The 26304-nt window shown below is 72.1% G+C and carries 18 protein-coding genes and 2 pseudogenes; 15 read left to right on the forward strand and 5 right to left on the reverse strand.

Going from position 1 to position 26304, the window contains the following annotated elements:
* The first annotated feature begins 140 nt into the window (after window positions 1-140).
* The 4 genes from ACIBCM_RS05030 (at window position 141) to ACIBCM_RS05045 (ending at window position 6015) form a co-directional block, all read left to right on the forward strand.
* Window positions 141-1307 carry a DUF6777 domain-containing protein gene (locus tag ACIBCM_RS05030; protein WP_399240313.1) on the forward strand — a complete coding sequence of 389 codons (1167 nt, stop codon included), beginning with the start codon at window positions 141-143 and terminating at the stop codon, window positions 1305-1307.
* Window positions 1308-1364: 57 nt separating this feature from the next.
* Window positions 1365-3473, forward strand: a complete 2109-nt coding sequence (locus ACIBCM_RS05035) for a SpoIIE family protein phosphatase (protein WP_399240315.1) — start codon at window positions 1365-1367, stop codon at window positions 3471-3473.
* 131 nt (window positions 3474-3604) lie between these two features.
* Window positions 3605-4954, forward strand: a complete 1350-nt coding sequence (locus ACIBCM_RS05040; protein ID WP_399240317.1) for a wax ester/triacylglycerol synthase family O-acyltransferase — start codon at window positions 3605-3607, stop codon at window positions 4952-4954.
* Between the two features lie 200 nt (window positions 4955-5154).
* Window positions 5155-6015: an Fpg/Nei family DNA glycosylase gene (locus ACIBCM_RS05045; protein WP_399240319.1), complete on the forward strand. Its 861-nt coding sequence runs from the start codon at window positions 5155-5157 to the stop codon at window positions 6013-6015.
* A 301-nt stretch (window positions 6016-6316) separates the two neighbouring features.
* On the opposite strand, the gene ACIBCM_RS05050 is transcribed toward ACIBCM_RS05045, so the two are convergent.
* Window positions 6317-6997, reverse strand: coding sequence for a zf-HC2 domain-containing protein (locus ACIBCM_RS05050; protein WP_399240321.1), 681 nt, complete (start codon window positions 6995-6997; stop codon window positions 6317-6319).
* Between the two features lie 594 nt (window positions 6998-7591).
* Between ACIBCM_RS05050 and ACIBCM_RS05055 the strand changes: the two are divergent.
* From ACIBCM_RS05055 to ACIBCM_RS05090, 8 genes and pseudogenes are all read left to right on the forward strand, one after another.
* A pseudogene (locus ACIBCM_RS05055) lies at window positions 7592-7804 on the forward strand (ATP-binding cassette domain-containing protein); the annotation flags it as partial.
* A gap of 288 nt (window positions 7805-8092) precedes the next feature.
* The gene (locus tag ACIBCM_RS05060; RefSeq protein ID WP_399240323.1) at window positions 8093-8884 is read left to right on the forward strand and encodes a LytR/AlgR family response regulator transcription factor; all 792 of its coding nucleotides are present in this window, start codon (window positions 8093-8095) and stop codon (window positions 8882-8884) included.
* Window positions 8885-9064: 180 nt separating this feature from the next.
* Window positions 9065-9445 (forward strand): hypothetical protein, encoded by a 381-nt coding sequence (locus tag ACIBCM_RS05065; protein ID WP_399240325.1) that lies wholly within the window; start codon window positions 9065-9067, stop codon window positions 9443-9445.
* A 35-nt stretch (window positions 9446-9480) separates the two neighbouring features.
* Window positions 9481-11214 (forward strand): cation acetate symporter, encoded by a 1734-nt coding sequence (locus ACIBCM_RS05070; RefSeq protein WP_399240327.1) that lies wholly within the window; start codon window positions 9481-9483, stop codon window positions 11212-11214.
* The gene (locus ACIBCM_RS05075) at window positions 11211-12437 is read left to right on the forward strand and encodes a sensor histidine kinase (protein WP_399240329.1); all 1227 of its coding nucleotides are present in this window, start codon (window positions 11211-11213) and stop codon (window positions 12435-12437) included. The genes ACIBCM_RS05070 and ACIBCM_RS05075 overlap by 4 nt, the downstream gene beginning before the upstream one ends.
* Window positions 12438-13163: 726 nt before the next feature.
* Window positions 13164-15386 carry an MMPL family transporter gene (locus tag ACIBCM_RS05080; RefSeq protein ID WP_399240331.1) on the forward strand — a complete coding sequence of 741 codons (2223 nt, stop codon included), beginning with the start codon at window positions 13164-13166 and terminating at the stop codon, window positions 15384-15386.
* 5 nt (window positions 15387-15391) lie between these two features.
* Window positions 15392-16624: a sensor histidine kinase gene (locus ACIBCM_RS05085; protein WP_399240336.1), complete on the forward strand. Its 1233-nt coding sequence runs from the start codon at window positions 15392-15394 to the stop codon at window positions 16622-16624.
* A gap of 1 nt (window position 16625) precedes the next feature.
* On the forward strand, window positions 16626-17291 hold the full coding sequence (locus tag ACIBCM_RS05090) for a response regulator (RefSeq protein WP_399240338.1): 666 nt from the start codon (window positions 16626-16628) through the stop codon (window positions 17289-17291).
* A 166-nt stretch (window positions 17292-17457) separates the two neighbouring features.
* On the opposite strand, the gene ACIBCM_RS05095 is transcribed toward ACIBCM_RS05090, so the two are convergent.
* Window positions 17458-17979 carry a hypothetical protein gene (locus ACIBCM_RS05095; protein ID WP_399240340.1) on the reverse strand — a complete coding sequence of 174 codons (522 nt, stop codon included), beginning with the start codon at window positions 17977-17979 and terminating at the stop codon, window positions 17458-17460.
* Window positions 17980-18234: 255 nt separating this feature from the next.
* Window positions 18235-18786 (reverse strand): sigma-70 family RNA polymerase sigma factor, encoded by a 552-nt coding sequence (locus tag ACIBCM_RS05100; RefSeq protein ID WP_399240342.1) that lies wholly within the window; start codon window positions 18784-18786, stop codon window positions 18235-18237.
* 636 nt (window positions 18787-19422) lie between these two features.
* On the opposite strand from ACIBCM_RS05100, the gene ACIBCM_RS05105 reads away from it, so the two are divergent.
* Entirely contained in the window at window positions 19423-20610 is a 1188-nt protein-coding gene (locus tag ACIBCM_RS05105; protein WP_399240344.1) for a CapA family protein, read from the forward strand.
* A 279-nt stretch (window positions 20611-20889) separates the two neighbouring features.
* Here the strand turns inward: ACIBCM_RS05105 and ACIBCM_RS05110 are convergent, their stop codons facing one another.
* Window positions 20890-21351, reverse strand: coding sequence for a universal stress protein (locus ACIBCM_RS05110; RefSeq protein WP_399240346.1), 462 nt, complete (start codon window positions 21349-21351; stop codon window positions 20890-20892).
* Window positions 21352-21410: 59 nt separating this feature from the next.
* On the opposite strand from ACIBCM_RS05110, the gene lysX reads away from it, so the two are divergent.
* Entirely contained in the window at window positions 21411-24686 is a 3276-nt protein-coding gene (lysX, locus tag ACIBCM_RS05115; protein ID WP_399240348.1) for a bifunctional lysylphosphatidylglycerol synthetase/lysine--tRNA ligase LysX, read from the forward strand.
* A 312-nt stretch (window positions 24687-24998) separates the two neighbouring features.
* Window positions 24999-25874 (forward strand): polysaccharide deacetylase family protein, encoded by an 876-nt coding sequence (locus tag ACIBCM_RS05120; protein ID WP_399240350.1) that lies wholly within the window; start codon window positions 24999-25001, stop codon window positions 25872-25874.
* 89 nt (window positions 25875-25963) lie between these two features.
* Here the strand turns inward: ACIBCM_RS05120 and ACIBCM_RS05125 are convergent.
* Window positions 25964-26158 (reverse strand): annotated as a pseudogene (locus tag ACIBCM_RS05125) (carbohydrate kinase); the annotation flags it as partial.
* Between the last annotated feature and the right edge of the window lie 146 nt (window positions 26159-26304).

Genomic DNA, 26304 nt, shown 5'->3' on the forward strand with positions numbered 1-26304 from the left:
AGGACGGACACACCCACCACACCCCCGGGCTCACAGCGGGCCGGCTCCCCGTGAACCGTGACCACGCATCCGATTGAACGCGTTCAAGTCGCGATGCGCCAGGGAATCCGGGAGAACTTGAAGGACATATCACGGTGATCATGATGAAGAGGCGGGAGATGGTCGTGCGTCCCATGCGTCGTCGGTGGTCCGTTCGTCGCCGGTGGTCGGCGGCGGCCGCGCTGTCCACCACGCTGTCCCTCGGATTCCTGGTCGCCGGATGCGGCGGCGACGGCGTCGCGGCCACCGACAAGGACGAGGAGGTCCTCCTCCAGCCCGCGGCCGACAAGGGCCCCGACCCGTACACCGCCACCACGGTCCGCGAACTGTCCGCGCCCGCGCCCCGGGACGTCCTGCCCCCGCCCCCACCGGGCGGTCCGCCCGTCAGGGGCCAGATCCTGCGCACCCTCTCGGGCGCGACCCCCGGCCTGTACGGCGGCATCCAGTCCGTCGGCAGCTGTGACATCGAGCAGCAGATCACCCTGCTGCGCGCCGAACCGGCCAAGGCCCGCGCGTTCGCCCGGGGCGCCGGCGTCTCCCAGGGTTCGCTGCCCGGCTTTCTGCGCGATCTGACCCCCGTCGTGCTGCGCGCCGACACCCGGGTCACCAGCCACGGCTACCGCAAGGGCTCCGCCGCCTCCCGCCAGGCCGTCCTCCAGGCGGGCACCGCCGTACTCGTCGACCGGCACGGCTCACCACGCGTCCGCTGCGCCTGCGGCAACCCGCTCAGGTCGCCCGCCGCCGTCAAGGGCGGTGTGATCCAGCAGGGCCGGCCGTGGGACGGCTACCGGCCCGACCGGGTCGTCGTCGTCAAACCGACCCCCCAGGTCATGAGCAGTCTGGTGATCGTCGACGTCAGCAGCGAGAGATGGGTCGAGCGGCAGACGGGCAGCGACGGCGAGCGGGACAGGCGCCCCGATGTGCTTCCGCCCGTGAACCCCGATGACATCTACAGTTATCCGGTCCCCTCCGAGCCCGGTGACACCACCGGCACCTCAGAACCGGAACGCTCCACCGGCCCGGCCGATCCGGCTCCCAGCGACTGCCCGGACCCCTCGGCGCCGGTGCCCGGGGACCCGGACAGCCTCCCGCCCCCGCCCGGCTGTCCCACCGATCCGTACGACACCGCACCCTCCGTCGAACCCGTGGATCCGGGACGGCCCCCGGCCGATCCCCGGCTGCCCCCCGACGCGGACGTGTATCCCGCCGACCCGGACCTGATCGTCCCCAGCGAGCAGTCGGCCGAGCCGGACACCTTCGCGGGGTGACCGGGCCGATGGCCCCAACCGGTCGAAGAATCCGACAAATGATGGCAGAGTGGCCCCATGGTTGATCGGGCAGCGGGGGCCCTGACGCTTCCCGACGACTGGCCGGCCGGCCCGGACAGGAGTCTGACCCTCAATCGGATGGGCAGCTTCGACTGGGACCTGGCCAGCGGAATGATGCATCTGGACCAGCCGGCGCACCAGGTCCTCGATCTGCCGCCCGGCGAGTACGACGGCCGCCGGGAAACCGTCACCTCCCGGATCCCGCCCGAGGACGCCGCACGGCTCGAAGCACTGGTGGCGCAGGCGCTGAAGAGCGGCAGCGAGCACTACGGCGTCTACTTCCGCATCCGCCGCCGCGACGGCAGTCTGCGCTGGACCCACACCCAGGGCTGTGTACGCCGCGACGGCACCGGCCGCCCCAGCCGTGTCATCGGCATCGTCCGCGACGCCACCGAGGAACTGGCCGACTCCACGGCACGGATCGCCGCCGACACCGAGCGGCGCTGGCAGACGAGCGTCGTCGAGTCCACCACGGCGGCCCTCGCCCACGCCCGGACCGTGCAGGACGTCATCGACGTCCTCAAGGACGCCCACGGCCTGGAGATCTTCGGCGCGACCAGCCTGGTGATGGGACTCCTGGAGCCCGGCGGGCGCATCCAGCTGGTCGCCGGGGGCCCGGAGGAGGCCTTTGTGCCCGGGACCCGCTACACCCGCGTGGACGAGCAGTACCCCATGAGCGAGGTCGTACGGACCCTGGCGCCCCGCTTCATCGAGGGTCCCCGGGACTTCGCCGACTCCTACCCCGTGCTCTGGCCCCATATCGAGGCCCTCGGCGTCGAGGCCGCCGCCTATCTCCCGCTCATCGCCCAGGGCCGGCCCATCGGCGCCTTCGGCCTCCTCTACGGCGACCGGAACGGCTTCAGCTCCGAGGAACGCAATCTGCTGGTCGCGCTCGGCAGCAGCATCGCCCAGAGCGTCCAGCGCGCCGTCCTCTACGACCAGGAGCACGACCTCGCCGAAGGACTCCAGCAGGCCATGCTGCCCCGCCGGATCCCCGAGGTGCCGGGCGCTCAGATCGCCGTCCGCTACCGCTCGGCACGGATGGGCCGGGACATCGGCGGCGACTGGTACGACATCATCGCCCTCCCCGGCGGCCGGGTCGGCGCGGTCATCGGGGACGTCCAGGGACACGACACCGACGCGGCGGCGGTGATGGGCCAGCTGCGGATCGTGCTCAGGGCGTACGCGGCCGAGGGCCACAACCCCGCCACCGTGATGGCACGCGCCTCCGTCTTCCTGCACGAACTGGACACCGACCGCTTCGCGACCTGTATGTACGCCGAGACCGACCTCGCGAGCGGCGTCGTGCAGGTCGTCCGTGCCGGGCATGTGGACCCGCTGCTGCGGGACACCGACGGAAGCTGCCGCAGACTGCCGGTCGAGGGCGGGCTCCCGCTGGGCCTCTCGGCGGAGTTCGGCCGGATGGAGTACCCCGTCACCACCGTCGAACTGGACCCCGGGCAGACCCTGCTGCTCTACACCGACGGTCTCGTCGAGCAGCCCGGTGCCGACCTCGACGACGGTATGCAGCTGCTCACCGCGCTCGTCCACTCCGGACCCCGGGACATCCAGCAGCTCGCGGACCATCTCTGCGAGGTCGTCGACGAGCGCGGCGGGGACGACGACGTGGCCCTCCTGCTGCTGCGCCGCCGGGGCGCGCTGACCCCGCAGACCGGCGGCAGACTCCACCAGCACGTGGCCCAGAACGACCCCGGGGCACTGGGCTCGGCCCGGCGCATGGTCCGTTCGGCGGTACACGCCTGGGGCGCGCGGGAGAGGGCCGACGAGATCGAGCTCGTCGCCGACGAGCTGATCACCAACGCCCTGCTGCACACCGACGGCGGCGCGGTCGTCACCGTCCGGGTGCTGTCGGGACCGCAGCGGCGGCTGCGGGTGGAGGTCGAGGACCGCTCCAGCGTTCTGCCCAGACGGCGTGACGCGGGGGAGTCGGGCGTCTCCGGCCGGGGACTGCTGCTGGTGGACCGGCTGACCGACGCCTGGGGTGTGGACTCACGCGGCAGCGGCAAGTGCGTGTGGTGCGAGTTCGCCGTTCCGGAGAGGCAGCGTGAGGGCCCGCCGGATGGTCCGGATGGCGTTTCGGGATGACCGCCGGGGCGCCGCATCAGGCGAAGACGGGTGATCCAGGGTTAACTGTCCGTGAACTGATCGCAGTTGACCGTAACCGACCGAAGGCGATTGACTGCGCATTCCCTGGCCTTCTAGGACATGAGGACACCGTGACCAGCGAGCGACTCGCCCCACTCGACCTGGCCTTCTGGCACCTTGAGTCAGCCGGTCATCCGATGCATCTCGGCGCGCTCGCCTTCTTCTCCGCCCCCGACGAGGACTCCGGGCTCGACGACGACGGCATCCTGGACCTCCTCGCCACACGCGCGGCGGCGATCCGCCGGCTCAGGATGCGGGTGCGGGACGTCCTGCTGCCCGTCGGCGGAGCGGCCTGGGCCGCCGACAAGGACTTCGACGTACGGCGGCACGTCCGCAGGCTGCGGCTCGGCGGCGGACCCGACTTCGCCGCCGAGGCCACCGCGATCGCCGGTGAACTCATGGAACGACCCCTCGAACGCGGGCTTCCACCGTGGGAGATGTACCTCCTCACCGGCTCCCCGGGCGGCTCCTTCGCCGTCCTCGTCAAGCTGCACCACGCCCTCGCGGACGGCATGCGCGCGGTCGCGATCGGTGCGGGCATCTTCGACGAGATCGCCGATCCCCGGGGGGTGAGGACCCGGCGGGCCGGGCCCGCGCCCGACCGGGCCTGGTTCGCCGATCCCGCCCGTCTCCTCGGTTTCGCCCGGGACCGTATCGACGATCTGGGACGTGCCGTCGGGGTCGGCGCCTCCGTCGTACGGGCCAGCCGCTTCGACCCCCGGGGGCTGCCGTCCCTGTCGGCGGGCTCCAGCGGAACCCGCCGGCTCGCCACCGCCGTACTCGACCTGGAGGAGGTGCAGCTCGTCCGCAAGGCCGTGGGCGGCACCTCGAACGACGTCCTGATCGCCATCGTCGCGGGCGGGCTGCGGCGCTGGCTCACCGAGCGAGGCGACGAACTGCCCCCGAGCGGGCCCCGGGCCCTGGTGCCCGTCTCCCGCCGCAGGCCCGGCAGTCCGCCCGGATCCGGCAACAAACTCTCCGCCTACCTCCTCGAACTGCCCGTCGCCGAGGCGGATCCGCGCGCCCGGCTGGAGGCGGTCCGCGTGGCGATGAACCGCAACAAGGCGGCGGGCCCGATGAAGGGCGCGGGCGCGCTGGCGGTGCTCGCGGACCAGCTGCATCCACTGGCCCACCGCTTCGGGGCGCCGCTCGCCGGGGGCGCGGCGAGGATGCTCTTCGACGTACTGGTCACGAGCGTGCCGCTGCCCCGGTCGGCACTGTCGTTCGGCGGCTGCCCGCTGCGGGAGATCTATCCGATGGCGCCCCTCGCACGCGGCCAGTCGCTGGCCGTGGCGCTGACGACCTACGGCGGACAGGTGCATGTGGGCCTGGTCGCGGACGGGTTGGCGGTGCCGGACGTGGGGCGGCTCGCGTGGGGGGTCGGCGAGGAGCTGTCCCAGCTGACCGGTCTGGCGCGGTAGCGACGGCGCGGCCGGGGCGCCTTCGGCGGCGGCGGTGCGACAGGCGTCGGGGGACCGGCCCGGGGCGCGGCAGGGATTCGGCGGCCCCGGGCGGCGGCGGGCTCGGGCGGCGGGCGCGATCGGCACCGGACGGGCGTGTCCTGGGAGCGCGGGAGGGCCCCCGACCTGCGAGGGAGGCGTGGCTGGGGCAGGCTGGACGCATGCCGGAGATGCCCGAAGTGGAATCATTGCGAGAGTTTCTGGACGCCCATCTGAAGGGACAGGAGATCGCCCGGGTCCTTCCGCTGGCGATCAGCGTCCTCAAGACGTACGACCCTCCGCTCAGCGCTGTCGAGGGCACCACGGTCACCGCCGTGGACCGGCACGGCAAATGGCTGGACATCACCGCCGGGGGACTGCACCTCGTGATCCATCTCGCCCGCGCGGGCTGGCTCCGCTGGAAGGACGAGTTCCCCGCGGCCCCGCCCCGGCCGGGCAAGGGCCCCCTCGCGCTCCGTACGGTCCTCGCGTCCGGGAGCGGGTTCGACCTCACGGAGGCGGGCAGCACCAAGCGGCTCGCCGTGCATCTGGTACGGGATCCGGCCGAGGTGCCCGGGGTCGCCCGTCTCGGTCCGGACCCGCTCGCCGACGGATTCGACCGGGACGCCTTCGCCGCGCTGCTCGCCGGGGAGCGGCGGCAGGTCAAGGGCGCGCTGCGCGACCAGAGCCTGATCGCGGGGATCGGCAACGCGTACAGCGACGAGATCCTGCACGCCGCGAAGATGTCGCCGTTCAAGCCGGTGCACAACCTCGGTGACCAGGAGATCACCGCGCTGTACGAGGCCCTGCGGACCACCCTCGGCGAGGCCGTCGAGCGCTCGCGCGGGGTCGCGGCCGGCCGGCTCAAGGCCGAGAAGAAGAGCGGGCTGCGGGTCCACGGGCGCACCGGTGAACCCTGTCCGGTCTGCGGGGACACCATCCGCGAGGTGTCGTTCAGCGACTCCTCGCTCCAGTACTGCCCCACCTGCCAGACCGGCGGCAAACCGCTCGCGGACCGGCGGATGTCCCGGCTCCTGAAGTAGCGGGCCACGGCGGTGTAGCCGAGGCCGCCGGCGACGGCCCCCAGCACCAGCGCCCCGCCGAGCACCCGGCGGATCAGTGCGGTCTTCACAGGCGCTCCAGCTGTCGCTCGGCCAGGGTGCGCACCGGGGCCCGCCTGCGAGGCAGCGGGCGCACCCGCACGGCGCTCCGGAGGGGCAGCGGGCGCACAGGTCTACGGCTCTACGCGCTCTGAGGCAGTCGGCGTACGGGCACGGGGTGCTTCCGAGGCAGCGGGCGCACCGCGGCTTGCTCCTGAGGCAGCAGGTGCACCCGCGCCCGGTGTCAGCCGCCGAGGACGACGAGCGTCCTCCCCCCGAAGGTCCGCACCTCCCACCGGGCGATCTCGGCGCTCGGCACATCGGTACCGCCCTCGATCCCGAGCGCCGTGCCGCCGCCGCGCCGCTCGCCGCCGTATCCGGTCGCCGGGACCTTCCAGCTGAGCACCGGATGCTCGATGCCGTCCCTGCCGACGGCGATCAGCCGGCAGGCGACGGGCCCTTTCAGTCCGCTGAGCCGCATCGCGACCGCCGTGCCCCAGGGCCGGTCCTCCACCACGGCGGACGCGGTGACTCCGGTGGCCGTGTTCCTGGCCGTGACCGCGCCCGCGCCCGCGCGGCCGTCCGGGGCCCCGCCCGAGGACCGGGCGGCGAGCGCCGCCGAGGGCAGTGCCACGATCAGCGCGGCGGCGGCCGCGATCAGCCGGAACCGCCGCCTGCGGCTGCGCCGCCGCAGCCGTGTGACCTCGTCGGCCAGCCGGTCCAGCAGTAACGGCGAGGGACGGGTGTCGGCTACTCCCGTGGCCGCCAGATCGGACAGTGCGGAGGCCGCCGGACCGAAATCGGAAAGCTGTACTGTGCAAATCACACAGTCGGCGAGATGCTCCTCGAAGAGAAACGCGTCGCCCGGCTCCAGGACGCCCAGCGCATAGGCGGCCACGTCCTCGTGCCGCTGCTGGATGCTCATGACGTCCTCGATTCCTCGTGCGGGCCACCGCGTCCCTCGCGTTTGGTCGCCGTTGAATACGGAGCCCCGCCGGTTTGTGCTCAACTTTGCGGACGACAAGAACGACGACAAGAACACCGTCTTCTCCGGCCCTTTCCGGCCGCCCGGCGGCCCGGGTCTTTTCCGGCTCTTCGTAGACGGGGCGCAGTGGTGGCCGACGGGTCGCCCGGTGGGGGAGCCGAGGTGACGCCACCGCCTTCTCCTGCCCCGGCCCGACCGCCTTGATCCGCCCGGACGCCCTCGGCCGCCGCCCCCGGCCGCGCCGAGCCTGGAGGCCACCGGCCGGCTGAGGGAACCCGATGGCGCCGTGCTCGCGGCGCATGTGAGGTCGAGCCGATCCCGGCACCGGGTCCGGCGTGGGAGGCCGAGTGTGCCGTTCCCTCTCCGTTCCCCAGGTCGGCCGCGTGCCGCGGTGACGGACAGCGCGACAACCAAGAGGGCTCCGGGCGCTCCGCAAGGCCCTGCGGATCCACCGAACGGTGGAGGCGCGAGTCGACCCCGGCTCAGACGCCACGGTCGATACGGCGGAGCGCGAAGCGCCCGTAACTTCGCGGTATGACCGCATTGGAAGTGCGACATCTGCACAAGCGCTACGGGCAGCACATCGCCGTCGACGACGTCTCCTTCACCGTTGAAGAGGGGGAGATCTTCGGCATCATCGGGCCCAACGGCGCCGGCAAGACGACCACCGTCGAGAGCATCGCCGGCCTGCGAACGCCCGACTCGGGCTCGATCTCCGTGCTGGGACTCGACCCGGTCAAGGACCGGGCGTCGCCTGCTCACCTGACGCCCCCGCTGCCGGCACCGCACGGCGGGGCCGTCGCGAGCGGCATCGAGATCGGATCGGACGGCTCTGCGCCCGGCTTCCGCGACCTCACCACCTACACCGCCCGAGCGCTCCCGGAGGCCGTCGGGTTCGGATGCCGACCGCACCCCTGACGGCGAAGAGCCCCTTTCCGTCCGCCCGCCGCCCCCGCCCGGTGGAGTGTGTCCCGGCCCCTTCCGCGCGAGCGGGCACCGTGGCCCGCCGGTCCGGGCGCGCCTACACTCCGCAGCATGCTGCGCGCACTGGCCGTCGACGACGAGAGACCCGCGCTCGAGGAACTCCTCTACCTCCTGCGCTCCGACCCCCGGGTCACCAGCGCGGAAGGCGCCACCGACGCCACCGAGGCCCTGCGCCGTATCAGCCGTGCCCTGGACGCGGCACCCGACGGCGACGGCGGTATCGACGTCGTCTTCCTCGACATTCATATGGCGGGCCTCACCGGGCTGGACGTGGCCCGGCTGCTGGCGCGGTTCGCCCGCCCGCCGCTGATCGTCTTCGTCACCGCCCACGAGGGCTTCGCCGTCCAGGCCTTCGACCTCAAGGCGGTCGACTATGTGCTCAAGCCGGTCCGCAGGGAACGGCTCGCCGAAGCCGTACGCCGGGTCCGCGACCAGGTCCTCACCGCCCGCGAGCCCCGCCGTACCGACGCCCCGCCGGCGTCCGGGACCTCGGTGGTGCAGAGCACGGTCGCCGATCAGATCCCCGTGGAGCTGGGTGGTGTCACCCGGTTCATCCCGGTCGGCGACATCACCTATGCCGAGGCCCAGGGCGACTACGCCCGGCTGCACACCGAGGACGGCAGCCATCTGGTCCGAATCCCGCTCTCCACACTGGAGGAGCGCTGGGCGGCACGCGGTTTCGTCCGTATCCACCGCAGCCATCTCGTCGCCCTCGACCGGATCGACGAACTGCGCCTGGACGCCGGTGCCACCACCGTGCGGGTGGGCACGGCCGAGCTGGCCGTCAGCCGCCGCCACGCCCGCCAGCTCCGTGACCTCCTGATGCGCCGGGCCAACGGCTGAACACCGGACCGGCCCCGTCGGTCCGTCGTCGCCTGCCGCCCGGCGCCGCTCCCGGGCCTCCGGTCCCGGCCCGGGCCCCGGTCCGGCCTCCCGCCGTCTCCCCGCCCGCGTCTACCGCCGCCCATCGCCGCTGCGTAGACTCCCAACCTCCCGAGCCCTCCCCCGAGAGAGCGCACGACGATGTCCGCAGAGCAACGACCTCGCCGCGAGGTGGTCACCGGTGTGCCGCGCGCCGCCCGGCGGGCCCCCGGCCACGCCCCCGCCCGCTCCGAGATCAGCGAGCAGACCACACTCGGTGCCACCTATGTACGCTCACTGATGCGCAGCCAGCTGAGGACCGCGCTGAGGGCACTCGGCACCCTCGCCCTCCTCGTCGGCACCCTCCCGCTGCTCTTCGCGCTGCCCACCGCCCTCGACGGGTCCTCGCCCTCACCCGAGCCGTTCGTATGGGCGGTGCTCGGTGTGGCGGTCTATCCCGTCCTGTGGCTGACGGCCCGCCGGTACGTCCGCCGGGCCGAGCGCAACGAGGAGGACTTCACCAGGCTGCTGGAAGGTCGCTGACCCTTGCCCGCGCTCCCGCACCCGGGCGGCGTCCGGTGAACCAGGCGTACGCGGTCACCGCCGTCACCGCCGTGGTGCTCGCCACCGTCCTCATCGGCGCTCTGGGACTGCGGATATCCCGGACGACCTCCGACTTCTACGTGGCCTCCCGCACCGTCAACCCCGGCCTCAACGCCGCCGCGATCAGCGGAGAGTACCTCTCCGCCGCCTCCTTCCTCGGTATCGCCGGACTGGTGCTCCTCCAGGGCCCGGACATGCTCTGGTACCCCGTCGGCTACACCGCCGGATATCTCGTCCTGCTGGTCCTGGTCGCTGCCCCCCTGCGCCGCTCGGGCGCGTACACCCTCTCCGACTTCGCCGAGGCGCGCCTCGAATCGGCCGCCGTGCGCAGGCTCGCCAGCCTCTTCGTCGTCGGCATCGGCTGGCTCTATCTGCTGCCCCAGCTCCAGGGCGCGGGCCTCACCCTGGAGATCCTCACCGGAGCGCCCGGCTGGGTGGGCGGGGTGCTCGTGGCGCTGGTCGTCACCGTCGCGGTCGCGGCGGGCGGGATGCGGAGCATCACCTTCGTCCAGGCGTTCCAGTACTGGCTCAAGCTCACTGCCCTGCTCGTGCCCGCGCTGTTCCTGATCGCCGCGTGGGCCGCCGCCGACGCCCCCCGCGCGGGCTTCGACGCGCCCGCGGTCCTCAGGGAGCACACCACCGTACGCATCGACGACACCGTACGGATCCGGCTGGACGAAGCCCTGACACTCACCGTCGACGGGGAGATCGACGGCACCGCGCACCGGGGGAGCACGGTCACCCTCGGCGAGGGCACGCACCGGGTCGCCGGGGGCACCAGCCTCGGGCTCCCCGAGGGCGCGCGGGTGCCGGAGCGCGCCTCCTCCGGCAGTGACCCGTCGAGCTGGTCGCAGCCGCTGTCCGGCGGCCGCGACGGCTACCACCTGTACGCCACCTACGGGCTGATCCTCGCCACCTTCCTCGGCACGATGGGCCTGCCGCACGTCGCCGTCCGCTTCTACACGAGCCCCGACGGACGCGCCGCCCGCCGCACCACCCTGGTGGTCCTGGGACTGATCGGCGTGTTCTATCTCCTGCCCCCGGTCTACGGAGCGCTCGGCCGGATCTACGCCCCCGAACTCGCCCTCACCGGCGACGCGGACGCCGCCGTCCTGGTGCTCCCGGAGCGGATGCTCGGCGGCGCGGGCGGAGATCTGCTCGGCGCGCTGCTCGCGGGCGGCGCGTTCGCCGCGTTCCTGTCCACCGCCTCGGGGCTGACCATGTCCGTCGCCGGGGTCATCTCCCAGGATGTCCTGCCCTCGCGCGGGGTACGGCACTTCCGGCTGGCGACCCTGCTCGCGATGACCGTGCCACTGGCCCTGAGCGTGATCGCCACCCATGTCCCGGTCGCCGACGCGGTGGGGCTCGCCTTCGCCGTCTCCGCGTCCTCCTTCTGCCCGCTGCTCGTCCTCGGGATCTGGTGGCGCGGGCTCACCCCGCCGGGCGCCGCGGCGGGGCTCGTCGTCGGCGGGGGCTCGGCGCTCACGGCGGTGATGGCGACCCGCGCCGGGCTGGCGCCCGAGGGCTGGGGGCACACCCTGATGGCCTGGCCCGCCGTCTGGTCGGTGCCGCTGGGCTTTCTCACCATGGTGCTGGTGTCCCTCGCGACCCCGCGCCACATACCCGCCTCGACGACCGCGATCCTGGCCCGGCTGCATCTGCCGGAGGATCTCACCGGCCGGCCCGGACCAGAAGGAGCGGAGCGATGAGCGGTACGGCAGCGGTGGCCCTGGCAGCCGCCGGAGTGCTCCTCCTCATGGCGGGGATCGCCCTCGGACGCCTCATCGAGCGGCACGGCGCCCGGTCCGACCTCGATCTCGGGACACCCGTCGAACGCGCCACCTTCCACACCCTCCACACCGCCTCCCTCGCCGCGCCCCCGCTGCGGGCCGGTCTCACCGAGGACACCGCACGCAAGGCCGCCCGGCGACTGCGCTCCCTCCTCGGCACCGAGGCGCTGTGTCTCACCGACCGCGAGTCCGTGCTCGCCTGGGACGGCCCCGGGGCGGACCACCACGAGCAGCGGGTGATGGTCCGCGTCGCCGAAATGCTGGACTCCGGCCGCGGCCAGAGCGTCCACACCGCGTGCGAGGACCTGGAGTGCCCGCTGCGCTGGGCCGTGATCGCCCCGCTGACCGGCGAGGACGGGGTCCTCGGCGCACTGGTCGCCTATGGCTCGCGGGAGTCGGCCGTACTGGTCCGGGCGGCGACCGAGGTGGCCCGCTGGGTCTCCGTACAACTGGAACTGGCGGAACTCGACCGGTCCCGGACCCGGCTGATCGAGGCGGAGATCCGGGCCCTGCGGGCGCAGATCTCCCCGCACTTCATCTTCAACTCCCTGGCCGCGATCGCCTCCTTCGTCCGCACCGACCCCGAGCGGGCACGTGAACTGCTGCTGGAGTTCGCCGACTTCACCCGCTACTCCTTCAGACGCCACGGGGAGTTCACCCAGCTCGCCGACGAACTGCGCTCGATCGAGCAGTATCTGGCGCTCGCCGGGGCCCGCTTCGGCGAGCGGCTCAAGGTCACCCTCCAGGTCGCGCCCGAGGTACTGCCGGTGGCACTGCCGTTCCTCTGCCTCCAGCCCCTCGTCGAGAACGCCGTCAAGCACGGCCTGGAGGACTCCACGGGCGAGTGCAGGATCACCATCGCGGCACAGGACGCGGGCGCTGAGGCCATGGTGACCATCGAGGACGACGGCGTCGGCATGGACCCGGCCGAACTCCGCCGCATCCTCGCGGGGGAGCGTCCGGCCTCCGCCGGCATTGGACTGTCCAATGTGGACGAACGGCTCCGGCAGGTGTACGGGGACGAGTACGGGCTCGTCATCGAAACAGGCATCGGCGCGGGCATGAAGATCACGGTCCGCGTTCCCAAGTACCGCGCCGGCGTCCACCCGTCCCCGGGCCGGGCCCCGGACGACTTCCCCTGACCACCCACACCACGCATGCCCCCCTGCGGGGACCGCCCCCACGTTCCGCCCACCCCATGTGCCCGATGGGTGAACAGACGAGGCCCCGTCCCCTTCCCCTCCGCCCGTCGTGCCTGGCAGCCGAGCCGAAAGGGGCCCCGCGCCCCGGTGGGTGAGCCGAAGGGTTCCCGCGCCCTCCCCTTCACCCGTTGTGCCTGGCGGGTGAGTGGACGAGATCCCGCTCCCTTTCCCTTCGCCCGTTGGGCGAGTGAGCCGAAGGGGCCAAGCGTCCCGGCGGGTGAGTGAACGAGGTCCCGCACCCCTTTTCTTTTCCTTTCACCCGTTGTGCCTGGCGAGTGAGCCGAAGGGGGCCGTGGGTGTCGAAAGGGAGAACGCGCGGAGGCCGCGAGGAACGAGTGGTCGAGCACGATCGACCGTCGACGCACACTTGAGGCCCCCGGAGGAGAACCGAGCCACAAAAAATAGGCCGCGCGTCGGTCACCGTCCGGAGACCCCTCACCCGTTGTGCCTGGCGAGTGCCCAAGGGGAGCCCGCGCCCCCCTTCACCCGTTGTGCCCGGCGGGTGAGCTGAAGAGGAGCCTGCGCCCTGCCCTCCCCTCACCCGTTGTGCCGGCGACTGAACCGAGCCACAAAAAACAAGCCTCCCCCCGTCCACCGACCGGTGGACCCCCGGTCCAACCGGTCGGGCCTCATGCCGCAGGGGTGCCTCCGACCAGCATGGACGGCATGAAGAACTTCCCTGTGAGGACGGCACGCTGGAGCGCCCGGCATCCCTGGCGCGCGATCGCCGGATGGTTTCTCTTCGTGGCCCTGTGCCTCGGAGCCGGGATCGCCGTCGGCGGCAATCCGGCCACATCCGAGGACTACCGGGTCGGCGAGGCGGGCCGTGCGGAGGCCATGGCCGCCGAGGGCGGCCTGCAGCAGCGGCCGCTGGAGCGCGTACTGATCACCGCCAAGCCCGGCGCACCGCTGGAGACCGAGGCGGCCGATGCCGCCGCCCGGGACATCACCGAACGAATGAGGCAACTGCCCGAAGTCCGTTCCGTGGGCTCTCCCGTCCCCTCGTCGGACGGAAAGGCCCTGCGGATCGATGTGACGATGAAGGGGCCCGAGCTCGACGGAAAGAAGCACGTCGATCCGCTGCTGGCCCAGACCGCCGAGGTCCAGAAGGCCCATCCCCAGGTACGGGTGGAGGAGGTCGGCGGCCCCTCCATCGGCAAGGGCGTCGACAAGCTGCGCGGCGACGATCTCGCCCGTACGGAGATGATCGCGCTGCCGGTCACCCTGCTGACCCTGCTGCTCGTGTTCCGCTCGTTCGCGATGGCCGTGGTCCCGCTGGTCCTGGCGCTGACCTCGATCGTCTCGGCCGTGGGGCTGTCGATGCTGGCCTCGCACGCCTTCCCGGACGCCGGAGTCGGCACCAATGTGATCCTGCTGATCGGTCTGGCTGTCGGTGTCGACTACACCCTCTTCTATCTCAAGCGTGAGCGGGAGGAACGGGCCCGTGCCGGTGGCCGGCTCAGCCCGCACGCCGCGGTGGAGCTGGCCGCGGCCACCTCGGGGCGGGCCGTGGTCGTCTCCGGTCTCGCCGTCGCCGCCTCCAGCGCCACCCTCTACCTGGTCGACGACGTCATCTTCTCGTCCATCGCCACGGGCACCGTCGTGGTGACCCTGGTCGCCGTCGTCAGCTCGCTGACCGTGCTGCCCGCGCTGCTCGCCGTCCTGGGTGAGCGTGCCGAGCGCCGGGCCCGCCGTAAGGCCGAGTCCGCCGCGCGAAAGACCGGGAGGACCCGCGAGCCGCGCGCGTCCCGCAAGGCCCGTACCGGAGGTGGCGTCACCGGGGCCCTCCTGCGCGGGGTCGCCCGCCGCCCCGCGGCCACCCTCGCCGCCGGCACCCTCGCGCTGATCGCCCTCTCCGCCCCTCTGCTGGGAATCAATCTGACCGACATGGGCCGTGAGACCCACTCCCGCACCATCCCCGTGATGCAGACGTACGACCGGCTGAACGCGGCCTACCCGGAACTGAAGGCCATGCACCAGGTCGTCGTGCGGGCCGAGCCGGGGCAGTCCGGTGAAGTGGCCTCCGCGCTGAGCGAACTCGCCGGCCGGGCGCGGGCCGACAGCGACACCACGGGTGCCGGGGCGCCCGTGACCTCCCCGGACCGCCGGATCACCCTGGTGGAGCTGCCGGTGCCGCACCATGTCAGCTCCACCGAGGCCCAGCGCTCGCTCGACCGGATCCGTACGGTCCATCTGCCGGCGACCCTGGAGCGGCTGAGCGGTGCGGAGGGCGCGGTGACGGGAGACGTGGCGCGGTACGCCGATTATCCCGAGCACCAGAAGAGCAAGCTGCCGCTGATCATCGGCACCCTGCTGCTGGTGACCTTCGGTATGACGGTGTGGGCGTTCCGGTCCGTGGTGCTCGGCCTGATCGGTGTGGTGCTCAATCTGCTCTCGGCCGCCGCCTCGCTCGGGGTGCTCGTTCTCACCTTCCAGGGCACCTGGGCCGAGGGGCTGCTCGACTTCAACTCCACCGGCTCGATCGGCTCCAGGGTCCCGCTGTTCCTGTTCGTGATCCTCTTCGGCCTGTCGATGGACTACCAGGTGTTCGTGATCAGCCGGATCAGGGAGATGGTCCAGCGCGGTGTGCCCACCCGGCAGGCGGTCATCGACGGCATCGGCAGCTCCGCCGGGGTGGTGACGAGCGCCGCCTTCGTGATGGTGACGGTGTTCGCGAGCTTCGCCGCCCTGCATCTGATCGAGATGAAGCAGATCGGCTTCAGCCTGACCGTGGCGGTGCTCATCGACGCCTTCATCATCCGGATCGTGATCCTTCCCGCGCTGATGCTGCTGCTCGGCGACAGGGTCTGGTGGCCCACACGGTTCCGGGGCGGGCGGCCGGTCACGGATCCGGAGCCGGAAAGCCCCCGCACGGTCACCGTAGGCTGACGACCATGAAACAAGGACCGCGCTCCGGCACCGTGACGGGTACGCCGGCATTCAACGGCCCGACGGGCACGCCGGCACTCCACCGCTGGAACGCGGTCCTGTGGGTCCTCTGCGGCCTGCTGCCGCCGGCCATCGCGACGGCGGACGACCCCACGGCCAACCGAGCGGGCGTGCTCGCGCTGCTGGCCGTACTCAGCCTCAGCTACGCGCTGACCGCCCTCTTCCCCGGCCAGTCGCTCCTCCGGCCGCGCGACCATCTGTGCGTCCTCGCCCTGGGCCTGGGCGGAGTCTCGTATCTGATGGGCGGCGGGGCGGCCCTGTACGTGTTCTCACAGCCGCACTTCTGGATCTACTCGGCGCGTCCGGCCACGGCGATCGCCTTCAGCGGAGCGGCGGCCGTGCTGGTCGTGGCGGGGGATCTGCTGAGGGCCGGACCGGACGGCTGGGTCTCGGAGCTGACCACGGGCAATGTCGTCGCCGTTCCCCTCGGCTTCGCGGGAGGCGTGCTCCTCGGCCTCGCCTACCGGGTGCTGACGGCGGAGAGCGAGGCCCGCGCCCACCGGCTGGCGGACGAACTCCACCAGGCGCGGCAGCGGCTGGCCGAGATCGAGGCGGAGGCGCTGCGGGAGCAGGGAGCCACCGAGGAGCGCGAGCGCCTCTCCCGGGAGATCCACGACACCCTGGCCCAGGGGTTCGCCTCGATCGTCGTCCTGGCCGGTGCCGCCCGTACCGCCCTGGAGTCCGACCCGGAGCGGACCGCGCAGCAGCTGCGGTCGATCGAGCAGACGGCACGGGAGAACTTCGCCGAGGCCCGGGTGCTCGTGGGCTCCGCCCCGAGCAGCGGCCTCACGCCGGGCCCGGTGTCGCTGACCCTGCGCCGGGTTCTCGACCGGTTCGCCGAGGACACCGATATCCGGGTGAACGCCGAACTCGGCGAGGTGAGCTGCGACCAGCCGACCCGGATCGCCCTGCTGCGCTGTCTCCAGGAGTCGCTTGCCAATGTCCGCAAGCACGCGGGCGCCTCGACGGTGGCGGTGGTCCTCGCCCGCCGCTCGTACGGCGTCGAACTCGAAGTCACGGATGACGGGAGCGGGTTCGTCGTGGAGGAGTCCCGGGGGTTCGGCCTCGACGGTATGCGCAAGCGGCTGGCCGAACTCGGCGGTGAGCTGACCGTCACCAGTTCCATCGGCGACGGGACGCTCGTCCTCGCCGTGATCCCCGACAACGGGCAGGTGTGAGATGCCGACGAACAGCCCGCAGGAGCGCGTCCTGCGTATCGTCCTCGCCGACGACCATACGGTGATGCGCGCGGGTGTCGCCGCGCTGCTCGCGACGGATCCCGGCATCGAGATCGTCGGCGAGGCCGACAACGGCCGGGAGGCCGTGGACCTCACGGAACGGCTGCTGCCCGATGTGGCGCTGCTGGACCTCCGGATGCCCGTCATGGACGGGGTCGACGCCACCGCCCGCATCGTGGCGGGGCCCGCGCCGACCCGGGTCCTGATCCTCACCACGTACGACACCGATGCCGAGATCGAGCGCGCGGTCGAGGCCGGCGCCATCGGCTATCTGCTCAAGGACACGACCCAGGACCAGCTGAGCGACGCGATCCGCGCCGCCGCCCGGGGCGAGACCGTGCTCGCCCCCCGGGTCGCCGAACGCCTGGTGGCGAAGATGCGGCAGCCCGCCCGGATCCCGCTGACGTCCCGGGAGGCCGAGGTCCTGGGGGGTGTCGCCGACGGACTGTCCAACGCGGAGATCGGCAGGCAGCTGTTCATCGCGGAGGCCACGGTCAAGACGCACCTCCTGCGGGTGTTCGCCAAGCTGGACGTCAGCGACCGTACGCACGCGGTGGTGGTCGCGCTGGAACGGGGCCTGCTGATCCGCCCGTCCTCCCCGGGGTGAGCCGGGCGGGCGGTCACGGTCACGGTGACGGCCGGGCCCGCCGCTCCCGGGTGACGGGAGTGGGGCTGACCGTGGAGGCACCGATCCCCTGGGCCGGCCGCCGGCAGGGGAGGGCCGGACCGGCAGGGGCAGGGGAACCGGACGGTCCGGTCGTCGCGGGAGCGGATCAGAAGAGATGGATCGCCAGATGGCTCAGCGGCAGGCCCAGCTGCCAGGCAGGCGTCCATATCTGCTCGCCCTCGTCCACGGTCATGTCCAGCGGGTTGGCGGGATGCCAGGGTTCGGAGTCGCCCAGGTCGGCGGCGAGGAGTTCGGTCTGCCGCAGCCATCTCCAGGAGTCCTTCGCCAGCGCCAGATCCGGGTCCGGTACTCCGCCGAGTCCGCGCTCGCGCTCCTCCCGGGCGGCCAGCCGCTCCCGCGCCCACTCCGGCCAGGGATGGCCGTACGAGGTGAGGTTGAGCCACTCCTCTATCCGGGCCACCGCCCGCGCGCCCGCGAGTTCGCCGGAGCTGTCGCACAGATAGATGGTCAGTGCCAGTGTTTCCCGGCCCGCCCGGTACTCCAGCGTGCCGTTCTCCACGAGAGCGCCCGTACGGAGCATCTCGTCGGCGATGTACTCGGCGCAGAGCCACGCCATGGGGATTGCCAGCGCTTCTCCGCTGGTGCCGTTCGTGCTCTCGGGCTGCACCTTCCCACCTTCTTCCGGACGACTGCGTGTCGACTCGGAGTCGAGCCTCCACCGAGTGACACGGCCGCGCGCCCGTCTTTACTCAACTTCACCGTGACGTTTCGCATACTGCGGCCCGATCGCCGTGACCACAGGGGGACGGGGATACCGGCGGGACGTCCGGGACGGGCGTGATCTCCCGGTGATCACCCCTGGGGGCGGGGGAGGAGCGGGGGCCGTGTGCCGGGAGGCGTAACGGGGGAGCGCGCCGGTGGGTCAGGCCGCCGCCCGGCGGGGGCGGGCATAGCCGGGGAGGCAGCGGGCGAGGGCACGCAGCGCGTAGTACGAGCGGGACTTGACCGTGCCGGGGGGTATGCCGAGGGACCGCGCGGCCTCGTTCACGCTCAGCCCCTGGAAGTAGAGCCGGTCCAGCACCGCCCGGTGGTCGGGGCTCAGCGATCCGACCGCCGCGCGCACATCCAGCGCCGCGACAGCCGTCTCGGTGATGTCCGAGGGGTCGGCGGTGGTGGCGAGCACACTGTCCCCGATCTCGGTGGGGCGGGCGAGCCGGGAGCGGCGGGCGTCGATCGCGAGGCGGCGGCCGACGGTGAAGAGCCAGGGCCGCATCGACGCGTACGGGGCTGCGAACGCCTCCGGATGCTGCCAGGCGCGTACCAGTGTCTCCTGGAGCAGGTCCTCGGCCCGCTGCTGGTCCCCGTAGGTCAGGCCCTGGAGGAAGCTCAGCAGCGCGGGGCCGTGTTCGCGTTGCAGATCCGCGAGGGTCCGCTCGTCGGTGGTCGAGGAAGCGGTCACGGTCGCCGTCGGCATGGCCAACACCCTTTCGCGCGGAGTCGTGGATGGCGGGGGGCGGATTCGGGCGGAGCGAGGGGTTCACAGAGGAGCGGGTCGCCGTGCTGCCGGGGCCCCGGGGCGGTACGGGCCGTCAGGTGTCGGGGCTGTCGGGTGTCGGGGCTGTGAGGTGTCCGGGCTGTGAGGCGTATACGAACGCATCCCGGAGCCGGGTGACAGCGGGCTCGCCCCGGTCCTCGGCAAGCGGTCGCTCCGAGCGGCGAGTGGTGCGACGAGCGGGTGGCCGGAACCGGGCGGCGGGGGGAACGGGCCGTTGAACGGCGAACGACATGATCGAAGCAGTCGGAGATCGGACCCGTCGGTCAAGGGGCTCGGGGCGGCGTCCCCGGCTCGCGACCGAAGCCGATCGACAGGGATCGGCCGGGGTGGAAATCGATCGATCCGATCCGGCGGGGGCGCCTGATTTCTGCTTGTGTCCGATCCCGTCTGGTTCGCGTCGTTCGAGGTTCACTTCGGGGGTGCTTCGAGACCCTTTCGGGTCATCTTCGGGCCGATTCCGGCGATCCCGTAGCCGCGTCGCTTGACTCCGTGCGGCTCTCCCTGTGCATTCGGATTGTCGTATTACATTCTCTTTGGATGGGTTGGGTGCCGCTCATGGGACAGCGCTCGCGCTACGGAACCGCCGCCGTCGCCGCCCTGCTGCTCGGGGCGGTGGCCGCGTGCGCCGGGCCCGGCGGCGACCCGGCCGCTCAGGGCCGGCGCCCGGCCGGCTCGTCCGGGTCCACGACCGGTACCGCCCCGGAGCGCGGTTTCACCCTGGTGGCCAGTGGTGACGTCCTGCCGCACGACTCGGTCATCCGCCGGGCGAGGGAGGACTCCCGGGGCGACGGCTACGACTTCCGGCCGATGCTCGCGGGCGTGCGGTCTGTCGTCTCCGGCGCGGATCTCGCGATCTGCCATATGGAGACCGTGTACGGGGAGGAGGGCGACTACCAGGGCTACCCCACCTTCACCTCACCGCCGCAGATCGCCCGGGGCCTCGCCGCCACCGGCTACGACGCCTGCTCCACCGCCTCCAACCACTCCCTGGACGACGGCGCGGACGGGATCGAGCGCACCCTCGACGCACTGGACACGGCGGGCATCAGACATAGCGGCTCCGCCCGTACGGCCGCGGAGGCGGCCACCCCCGCCTGGCTGAAGGCGGGCACCGCCAAGGTCGCGCAACTGGCCTACACCTACGGGACCAACGGCTTTCCGCAGCCCGACGGACGGCCCTGGGCGGTCGCCCTCATCGACGAGAAGAAGATCCTCGCCGACGCCCGTGCCGCCCGTAAGGCCGGTGCCGACGTGGTCGTCATCAGCCTCCACTGGGGCACGGAGTGGCAGACCGACCCCGATGAGCGGCAACTGGGCCTCGCCAAGAGTCTGACCGCGTCCAGGACCGCCGGACGCCCCGACATCGATCTGATCATCGGCACCCATGCGCACGTTCCCCAGGCATACGAGAAGGTCAACGGCACCTGGGTCGTGTACGGCATGGGGGACCAGGTCGCGGGCACGATGTTCAACTACTCAGGGGGACTCGACCCGCGGGGCAACCAGGGCTCCATCGGCCGCTTCACCTTCTCGCCGCCGGGGAAGGCGGGAGGGCGCTGGGAGGTGACCAAGGCGGAGTTCGTACCGCAGATGATGGACACGGACGCGGGCCGGGTGATCAATCTGCCGGACGCGCTGGCCGAGGAGGAGGCGCGTGAGGACTACCGCGAGGCGCAGGAGGAGATCAGCGAGGCGGTGCTGGCTCGGGGCGCGGCGAAGGACGGTCTCACGATGGGGCGTTGAGTCACCGGGGCGGCCCGGCCCCGGCCCCGGGTGCGGTCGGGTGTGACCGCGGTTGCCTTCCGGGGGTGGCCTGGTGTGACCGGTTCCGCCCGGGTGGGTGTCCTTGTCGGGGGCGCTGCCCCCGAAGCCCTGCGCCTCAATCACCGGCGGGGCTGAATGTGGTGATGTTGCGTCTTCAGTGCGGGAGGTGTGGGTGGGGGCTGCTGATCGCCGAACCCCTGCGCACCGATCGCCGGCGGGGCTGAGGGTGCCTCGCGGCGTGCGTGCCCTTGTACCGGGTCAGGGGACCACCGTGACCGGCCAGTGGGCCGTCTTCACGAGGCGGACCGCCACCGAGCCGATGAAGCGGTGGCCCGCCGACTCCGAGAGGCCCACCACCACGGCGTCCGCCTTCAGCTCGTCGGCCGCGGTCACCAGGCCGTTGTACGGGTCGCCGGGGAAGGTGTGGAACTCCCAGCGCACGTCCCAGATGTCCCGTACCCGCTCGGTCGCGGACCGGATCTCCGCGACCAGGCCCTCGGCGATCTCGCTCGTCGCATCCGAGACGGGCGCTCCCAGCGCCGCGCCCGCGGGCATCACCGGCTGGATGTAGACGATCGCGAGCAGCGCGTTCTGCCGGCGGGCGAGACCGCTCGCGTACGCCACCGCACGCAGCGACGAGTCGGAGCCGTCGACACCGGCGACGATGACCTTCGGTCCGTCGGTGCCGCGTTCGAACTGGGGGGACCGTCGATCTGTCACACCATCGAGGCTAACCGCTCCGACAGGCGGGCCGTCGACTGCTTCTTTAGAGTCTGTTCATGAGCGCCACCGTGGAGGAGCCCGCTTCGGTCCGACGCCTCTCGACGAGCAGGGTGCCCGGCGCCTTCGCGATGATCTTCGCTCTGCTCGGTGGGTACTGTGCGGCCATCGCGCTGATCCCACCGCTGCGGAACCTGCTGCGTCCGGTGACCCGATTCCTGGACGTCGTCGTCGTACCCGTGAGCGCCAACCTCGCCTACGCCGTCTTCCTGCTGCTGCTCGCCGCCGCCGTCGGGGCCCGCAAGAAGACGGCCTGGTGGCTGGTGGTCGTCTATCTGTCCCTGCTGGTGCTCGCAGACATCCTGCTGATGGTCCTCGTCGTGGAGTGGACCTGGGCCGCCAATCTGGTGCTGTGCGCGTTCGCGCTGACGGTGCTGGTGGTGGCGCGCCGCGAGTTCTATGCCCGGACCCGGCACGGCGCCTTCCGGCGGGCCCTGCTCGTCCTCCTGACCGGTCTCGGTCTCGGAATCCTCGCCGGATGGGGACTGGTGGAGCTGTTCCCCGGCGGTCTGCCGCAGCCGCAGCGGCTGCTGTGGGCGGCCAACCGGGTCCTCGGCGGGCTGGTGTCCACGGACGAGTTCGACGGACGGCCGCCCCGTTTCCTCTTCTTCCTCCTCGGCCTGTTCGGCGCCGTCGCGCTGCTCGCCGCGGCCGCGACCCTCTTCCGCTCCCAGCGCATGGAAGCCGCGCTCCACGGCGACGAGGAGGCCCGGATCCGCGCCCTGCTCAGTGCGTACGGGGCACACGACTCGCTCGGCTACTTCGCCACGCGCCGGGACAAGGCCGTCGTCTTCTCGCCCAGTGGCAAGGCGGCGGTCACCTACCGTGTCGAGGCCGGAGTCGCCCTCGCCAGCGGTGACCCCGTGGGCGACCGGGAGGCATGGGGACCGGCGGTCGCGGCCTGGCTGGACGTCGCCCGGCGTTATGCCTGGGCCCCGGCGGTGATGGGCGCCTCCGAGTCCGGCGCCCGGGTCTACGCGCGCGCCGGACTCGGCGCGATCCAGCTCGGTGACGAGGCCATCCTGAACGTGGCCCGCTTCGATCTCGACGGCCGGGACATGAGGGTCACCCGGCAGGCGGTGAACCGGGTGCGCCGGACCGGGGCCACCGTCCGGGTGCGCCGTCACTCCGCCCTGACCCCCGACGAGATGAGGACCGTCGTCGAGCGGGCGGACACCTGGCGCGACACCGAGACCGAACGGGGCTTCTCCATGGCGCTCGACCGCCTCGGCGACCCCGCCGACGGCGACTGCCTGCTCGTCGAGGCGTACGACGGCGAGGGACGGCTGATGGCGCTGCTCTCCTTCGTGCCCTGGGGCGGGGACGGCATCTCCCTCGATGTGATGCGCCGCGACCGGGCCGCGCCCAACGGCGTCATGGAGTTCATGGTCGCCGAGCTGTGCGACCGGGCGGGCCGGCTCGGCGTCCGCCGGATCTCCCTCAACTTCGCCGTCTTCCGCTCCGCCTTCGAGGAGGGCGCCCGGATCGGCGCGGGCCCCGTACTGCGGATGTGGCGCGGGCTGCTGCTTTTCTTCTCCCGGTGGTGGCAGTTGGAGGCCCTGTACCGGTCCAATGTGAAGTACCGCCCCGAGTGGTACCCGCGCTTCCTCTGCTACGGGGACGCCGGCTCCCTGGCCCGCGTCGGACTCGCCTCCGGCATCGCCGAGGGCTTCGTCTCCGTCCCGAGCCTGCGCACCCTGTGGGGCAGAGGACGCTCCCGGGGCCTGACCACACCCGTCAGCACCGAGGGCCTCCCGTCCATCGACGCCCTCGGGCTCCCGGGACCCGCGGCGGAGGCGGTCCGGCGCCCGCTGCCCGAACAGGTCCGCGTCCGCCACCGGAAACTGGAACGGCTGCGCGAGGCCGGTGTCGATCCGTACCCCGTGGCGACCCCGCGCACCGCCACCCTCGCCGAGATCCGGGACGGCCTCACCGAGTGGACCGGGCGGACGGTGACGGTCGCCGGCCGGGTGATGGCCGTACGCGACTTCGGCGGTGTCGTCTTCGCCGTACTGCGGGACTGGTCGGGGGACCTCCAGATCGTCCTCACCAGGGACCGCTGCGCGCCCGGGGTGCTCAAGGGCTTCACCGGCGACATCGACCTCGGTGACCACATCGACGCCACCGGGACGGCCGGCGTCAGCGACAAGGGCGAGCCGTCGGTGTTCGTCACCGGCTGGCATCTCACCGGCAAATGCCTGCGGCCACTGCCCGACAAACGGCACGGGCTCGCCGACCCGGAGGCCCGGGTGCGCCGCCGCTATCTGGACCTGGTGGCGGCCCCGGACGCCCGCGAGGTCGTACGCCGCCGCTCCACCATCGTCCAGGCACTGCGGCAGGGGCTGCTCGACCGCGGCTATCTGGAGGTCGAGACCCCGATGCTCCAGCAGATCCACGGTGGCGCCAACGCCCGGCCCTTCACCACCCACATCAACGCCTACGACCTCGACCTGTATCTGCGGATCGCGCCCGAGCTGTACCTCAAACGGCTCTGCGTCGGCGGCGTGGAGAAGGTCTTCGAGCTGGGCCGCACCTTCCGCAACGAGGGCGTCTCCTACAAGCACAACCCCGAGTTCACGATGCTGGAGGCGTATCAGGCGTACGCCGACTACACCGTGATGCTCGATCTCACCCGTGAACTGATCCAGGGCGCCGCCACCGCCGCCTTCGGCTCGCCCCTCGCGTACCGGGCGGGACCCGTCGGGAAGCTTGTCGCCCACGACATCTCCGGGCCCTGGCCGGTGAAGACGGTCTACGGAGCGGTGTCCGAGGCGCTCGGCGAGGAGATCGGCGCCGGCACCGGGGAGGCCGAGCTGCGCCGCCTGTGCGACGCGTCGGGCGTGCCCCACACCCACGGCGACACCCGCGGTGACGTGGTCCTGGAGATGTACGAGCGGCTGGTCGAGGAACGCACCGGCCCGCCCACCTTCTACAAGGACTTCCCGACCGATGTCTCCCCGCTGACGCGCCAGCACCGCCACGACCCGGGGCTGGCCGAACGCTGGGACCTCGTGGCCTTCGGTACGGAACTGGGCACCGCCTACTCGGAGCTGACCGACCCCGTGGAGCAGCGGCGCAGACTGATGGCGCAGTCGCTGCTCGCCGCGGGTGGCGACCCGGAGGCGATGGAGGTCGACGAGGACTTCCTGGACGCGCTGGAGTACGCGATGCCGCCCACGGGCGGGCTCGGTATCGGGGTGGACCGGCTGGTCATGTTCCTCACCGGGCTGACGATCCGCGAGACCCTCCCCTTCCCGCTGGTCCGCCGCACCTGACACGGGCTCCGGGCCGCAGACGCGGGCAGGAGACGGGTATCGGCCCCGCGCACCCCGTACTGAAGATCCTCCGTGTGACAGGTCTCCCGTGGGATGAGTCTCCCGTGCGATGACTCTTCCGTGCGACGAGTGTTCTGTGCGATGAGTGTCCCGGGTGGTGCGCCCTGTGTGGGTGAGCTGTCCGTACGGGAGTCCGGGGTGCGGGAACACCAGAATCGCCACCCGCGTGTTCGAGTGCTCCCATCGGGTGCTTTCGTCCGTACGGGCGTGTTGGTGTCGGTCTCGGTCCCTTGACCGTGCGAGCAGTTGGTCATGAAGAAGGATCAGACGCCACCGGACCGCCGATCGGTGCTCCGCCTCGTCGCCGGACTCGGAGCGTTCGCCACCGCGGGGCTGCTCGTCACCGATGGGACCCCGGGCGGGGTGGCCGCCGGTCCCCGTGCCGGAGGCGGAGCGGCGGGTTCCGTGGGCGGCCCCCGTCCGGCGGGCGGTCCCCAGCTCGCCGGTTCCCCGCCGCTGAAATCGTCGTCCTACCGGTTGAGTCCCATGGCCGGGCACCAGCCGGAGAAGGCGCGCCGGGCACTGCCGCCCGTACGCAGGCACCCGTTTCTGCAGCTTCCGGAGACCGGCCGGACGATGGTGCTGACCTTCGACGACGGTCCCGACCCCCGCTACACGCCGGACATCCTGAGCGTGCTGCGCCGCTACGGCGTACCGGCGATGTTCTTCGTCTGCGGGGGGATGGCGGCCGCGAGCCGGGGCCTGCTGCGGGAGATGGCCGACGACGGCCATGTGGTCGGCAACCACTCCTGGTCGCACCCGCTGATCCCCAAGCTGCCGCCGTCCGGGATCCGCGGTGAGCTGGGCCGTACGAGCGAGGTCATCGAGAAGGTCCTGGGTGATCCGCCGCTGTGGTACCGGGCCCCCTACGGTGCCTGGAACAGTCTCTCGTTCGAGATCGGCGCGGAGCTGGGGATGGAGCCGCTGGCCTGGACGGTCGACTCCCTCGACTGGACCGAGCCGGGCACCGGGACGATCGTGCGCCGGGTGGTGGAGGGCGCGGGTCCGGGCGTGGTGGTGCTGTCGCACGACGCGGGCGGCAACCGTTCGCAGAGTGTGGCGGCCCTGCGGAGCTATCTGCCGAAGCTGCTGGACGCGGGCTACCGCATCACGGTCCCGTTCCGCTGAGCGTGCGCGTCCCCGCCGGTGCGCCCGCCCGCCGGAACGAGTGGGCGGTCTCCCGGACGCCCGGTCCGACGGCTGGGGCCCGGGCCGGTGTCCAGATCGCCGGCGGAGCGGATGAAGCCCAGGTCGCGGATCCAGCGGATCGCGGAGGCGGCCGTGTAGACCTGTCCGTCGACGCAGTACGGCGTACCGCCCGCGGCCCGCCAGGCGACGGAGGACGTCAGCCCGGCGGTGGAGCGGACCGCGGTGGTGCCGGTGTTGGCGAGGAGGAAGGCGCCCGTGCCGAATGCCCGGCCTTCCGCCGCGTACGAACTGGTAGAACGGTTACGGAACGTTACCGGCATCTGAACCGTCACCGGCATCTGAACCGTCATCCGAACCGGAACAGCCGGCGGTACTGGTACCGGCACGAGTCACGGTCTCCGGCTCCGGC

Source organism: Streptomyces sp. NPDC051018 (genome assembly GCF_044456085.1).
In the GTDB taxonomy this organism is placed as follows: Bacteria; Actinomycetota; Actinomycetes; order Streptomycetales; family Streptomycetaceae; genus Streptomyces.

Coding starts and splice junctions, on each gene's coding strand:
- ACIBCM_RS05030 (WP_399240313.1), top strand. CDS start 141: ATGATGAAGAGGCGGGAGATGGTCGTGCGTCCCATGCGTCGTCGGTGG.
- ACIBCM_RS05035 (WP_399240315.1), top strand. CDS start 1,365: ATGGTTGATCGGGCAGCGGGGGCCCTGACGCTTCCCGACGACTGGCCG.
- ACIBCM_RS05045 (WP_399240319.1), top strand. CDS start 5,155: ATGCCGGAGATGCCCGAAGTGGAATCATTGCGAGAGTTTCTGGACGCC.
- ACIBCM_RS05050 (WP_399240321.1), bottom strand. CDS start 6,997: ATGAGCATCCAGCAGCGGCACGAGGACGTGGCCGCCTATGCGCTGGGC.
- ACIBCM_RS05060 (WP_399240323.1), top strand. CDS start 8,093: ATGCTGCGCGCACTGGCCGTCGACGACGAGAGACCCGCGCTCGAGGAA.
- ACIBCM_RS05065 (WP_399240325.1), top strand. CDS start 9,065: ATGTCCGCAGAGCAACGACCTCGCCGCGAGGTGGTCACCGGTGTGCCG.
- ACIBCM_RS05075 (WP_399240329.1), top strand. CDS start 11,211: ATGAGCGGTACGGCAGCGGTGGCCCTGGCAGCCGCCGGAGTGCTCCTC.
- ACIBCM_RS05080 (WP_399240331.1), top strand. CDS start 13,164: ATGAAGAACTTCCCTGTGAGGACGGCACGCTGGAGCGCCCGGCATCCC.
- ACIBCM_RS05085 (WP_399240336.1), top strand. CDS start 15,392: ATGAAACAAGGACCGCGCTCCGGCACCGTGACGGGTACGCCGGCATTC.
- ACIBCM_RS05090 (WP_399240338.1), top strand. CDS start 16,626: ATGCCGACGAACAGCCCGCAGGAGCGCGTCCTGCGTATCGTCCTCGCC.
- ACIBCM_RS05100 (WP_399240342.1), bottom strand. CDS start 18,786: ATGCCGACGGCGACCGTGACCGCTTCCTCGACCACCGACGAGCGGACC.
- ACIBCM_RS05105 (WP_399240344.1), top strand. CDS start 19,423: ATGGGACAGCGCTCGCGCTACGGAACCGCCGCCGTCGCCGCCCTGCTG.
- lysX (WP_399240348.1), top strand. CDS start 21,411: ATGAGCGCCACCGTGGAGGAGCCCGCTTCGGTCCGACGCCTCTCGACG.
- ACIBCM_RS05120 (WP_399240350.1), top strand. CDS start 24,999: ATGAAGAAGGATCAGACGCCACCGGACCGCCGATCGGTGCTCCGCCTC.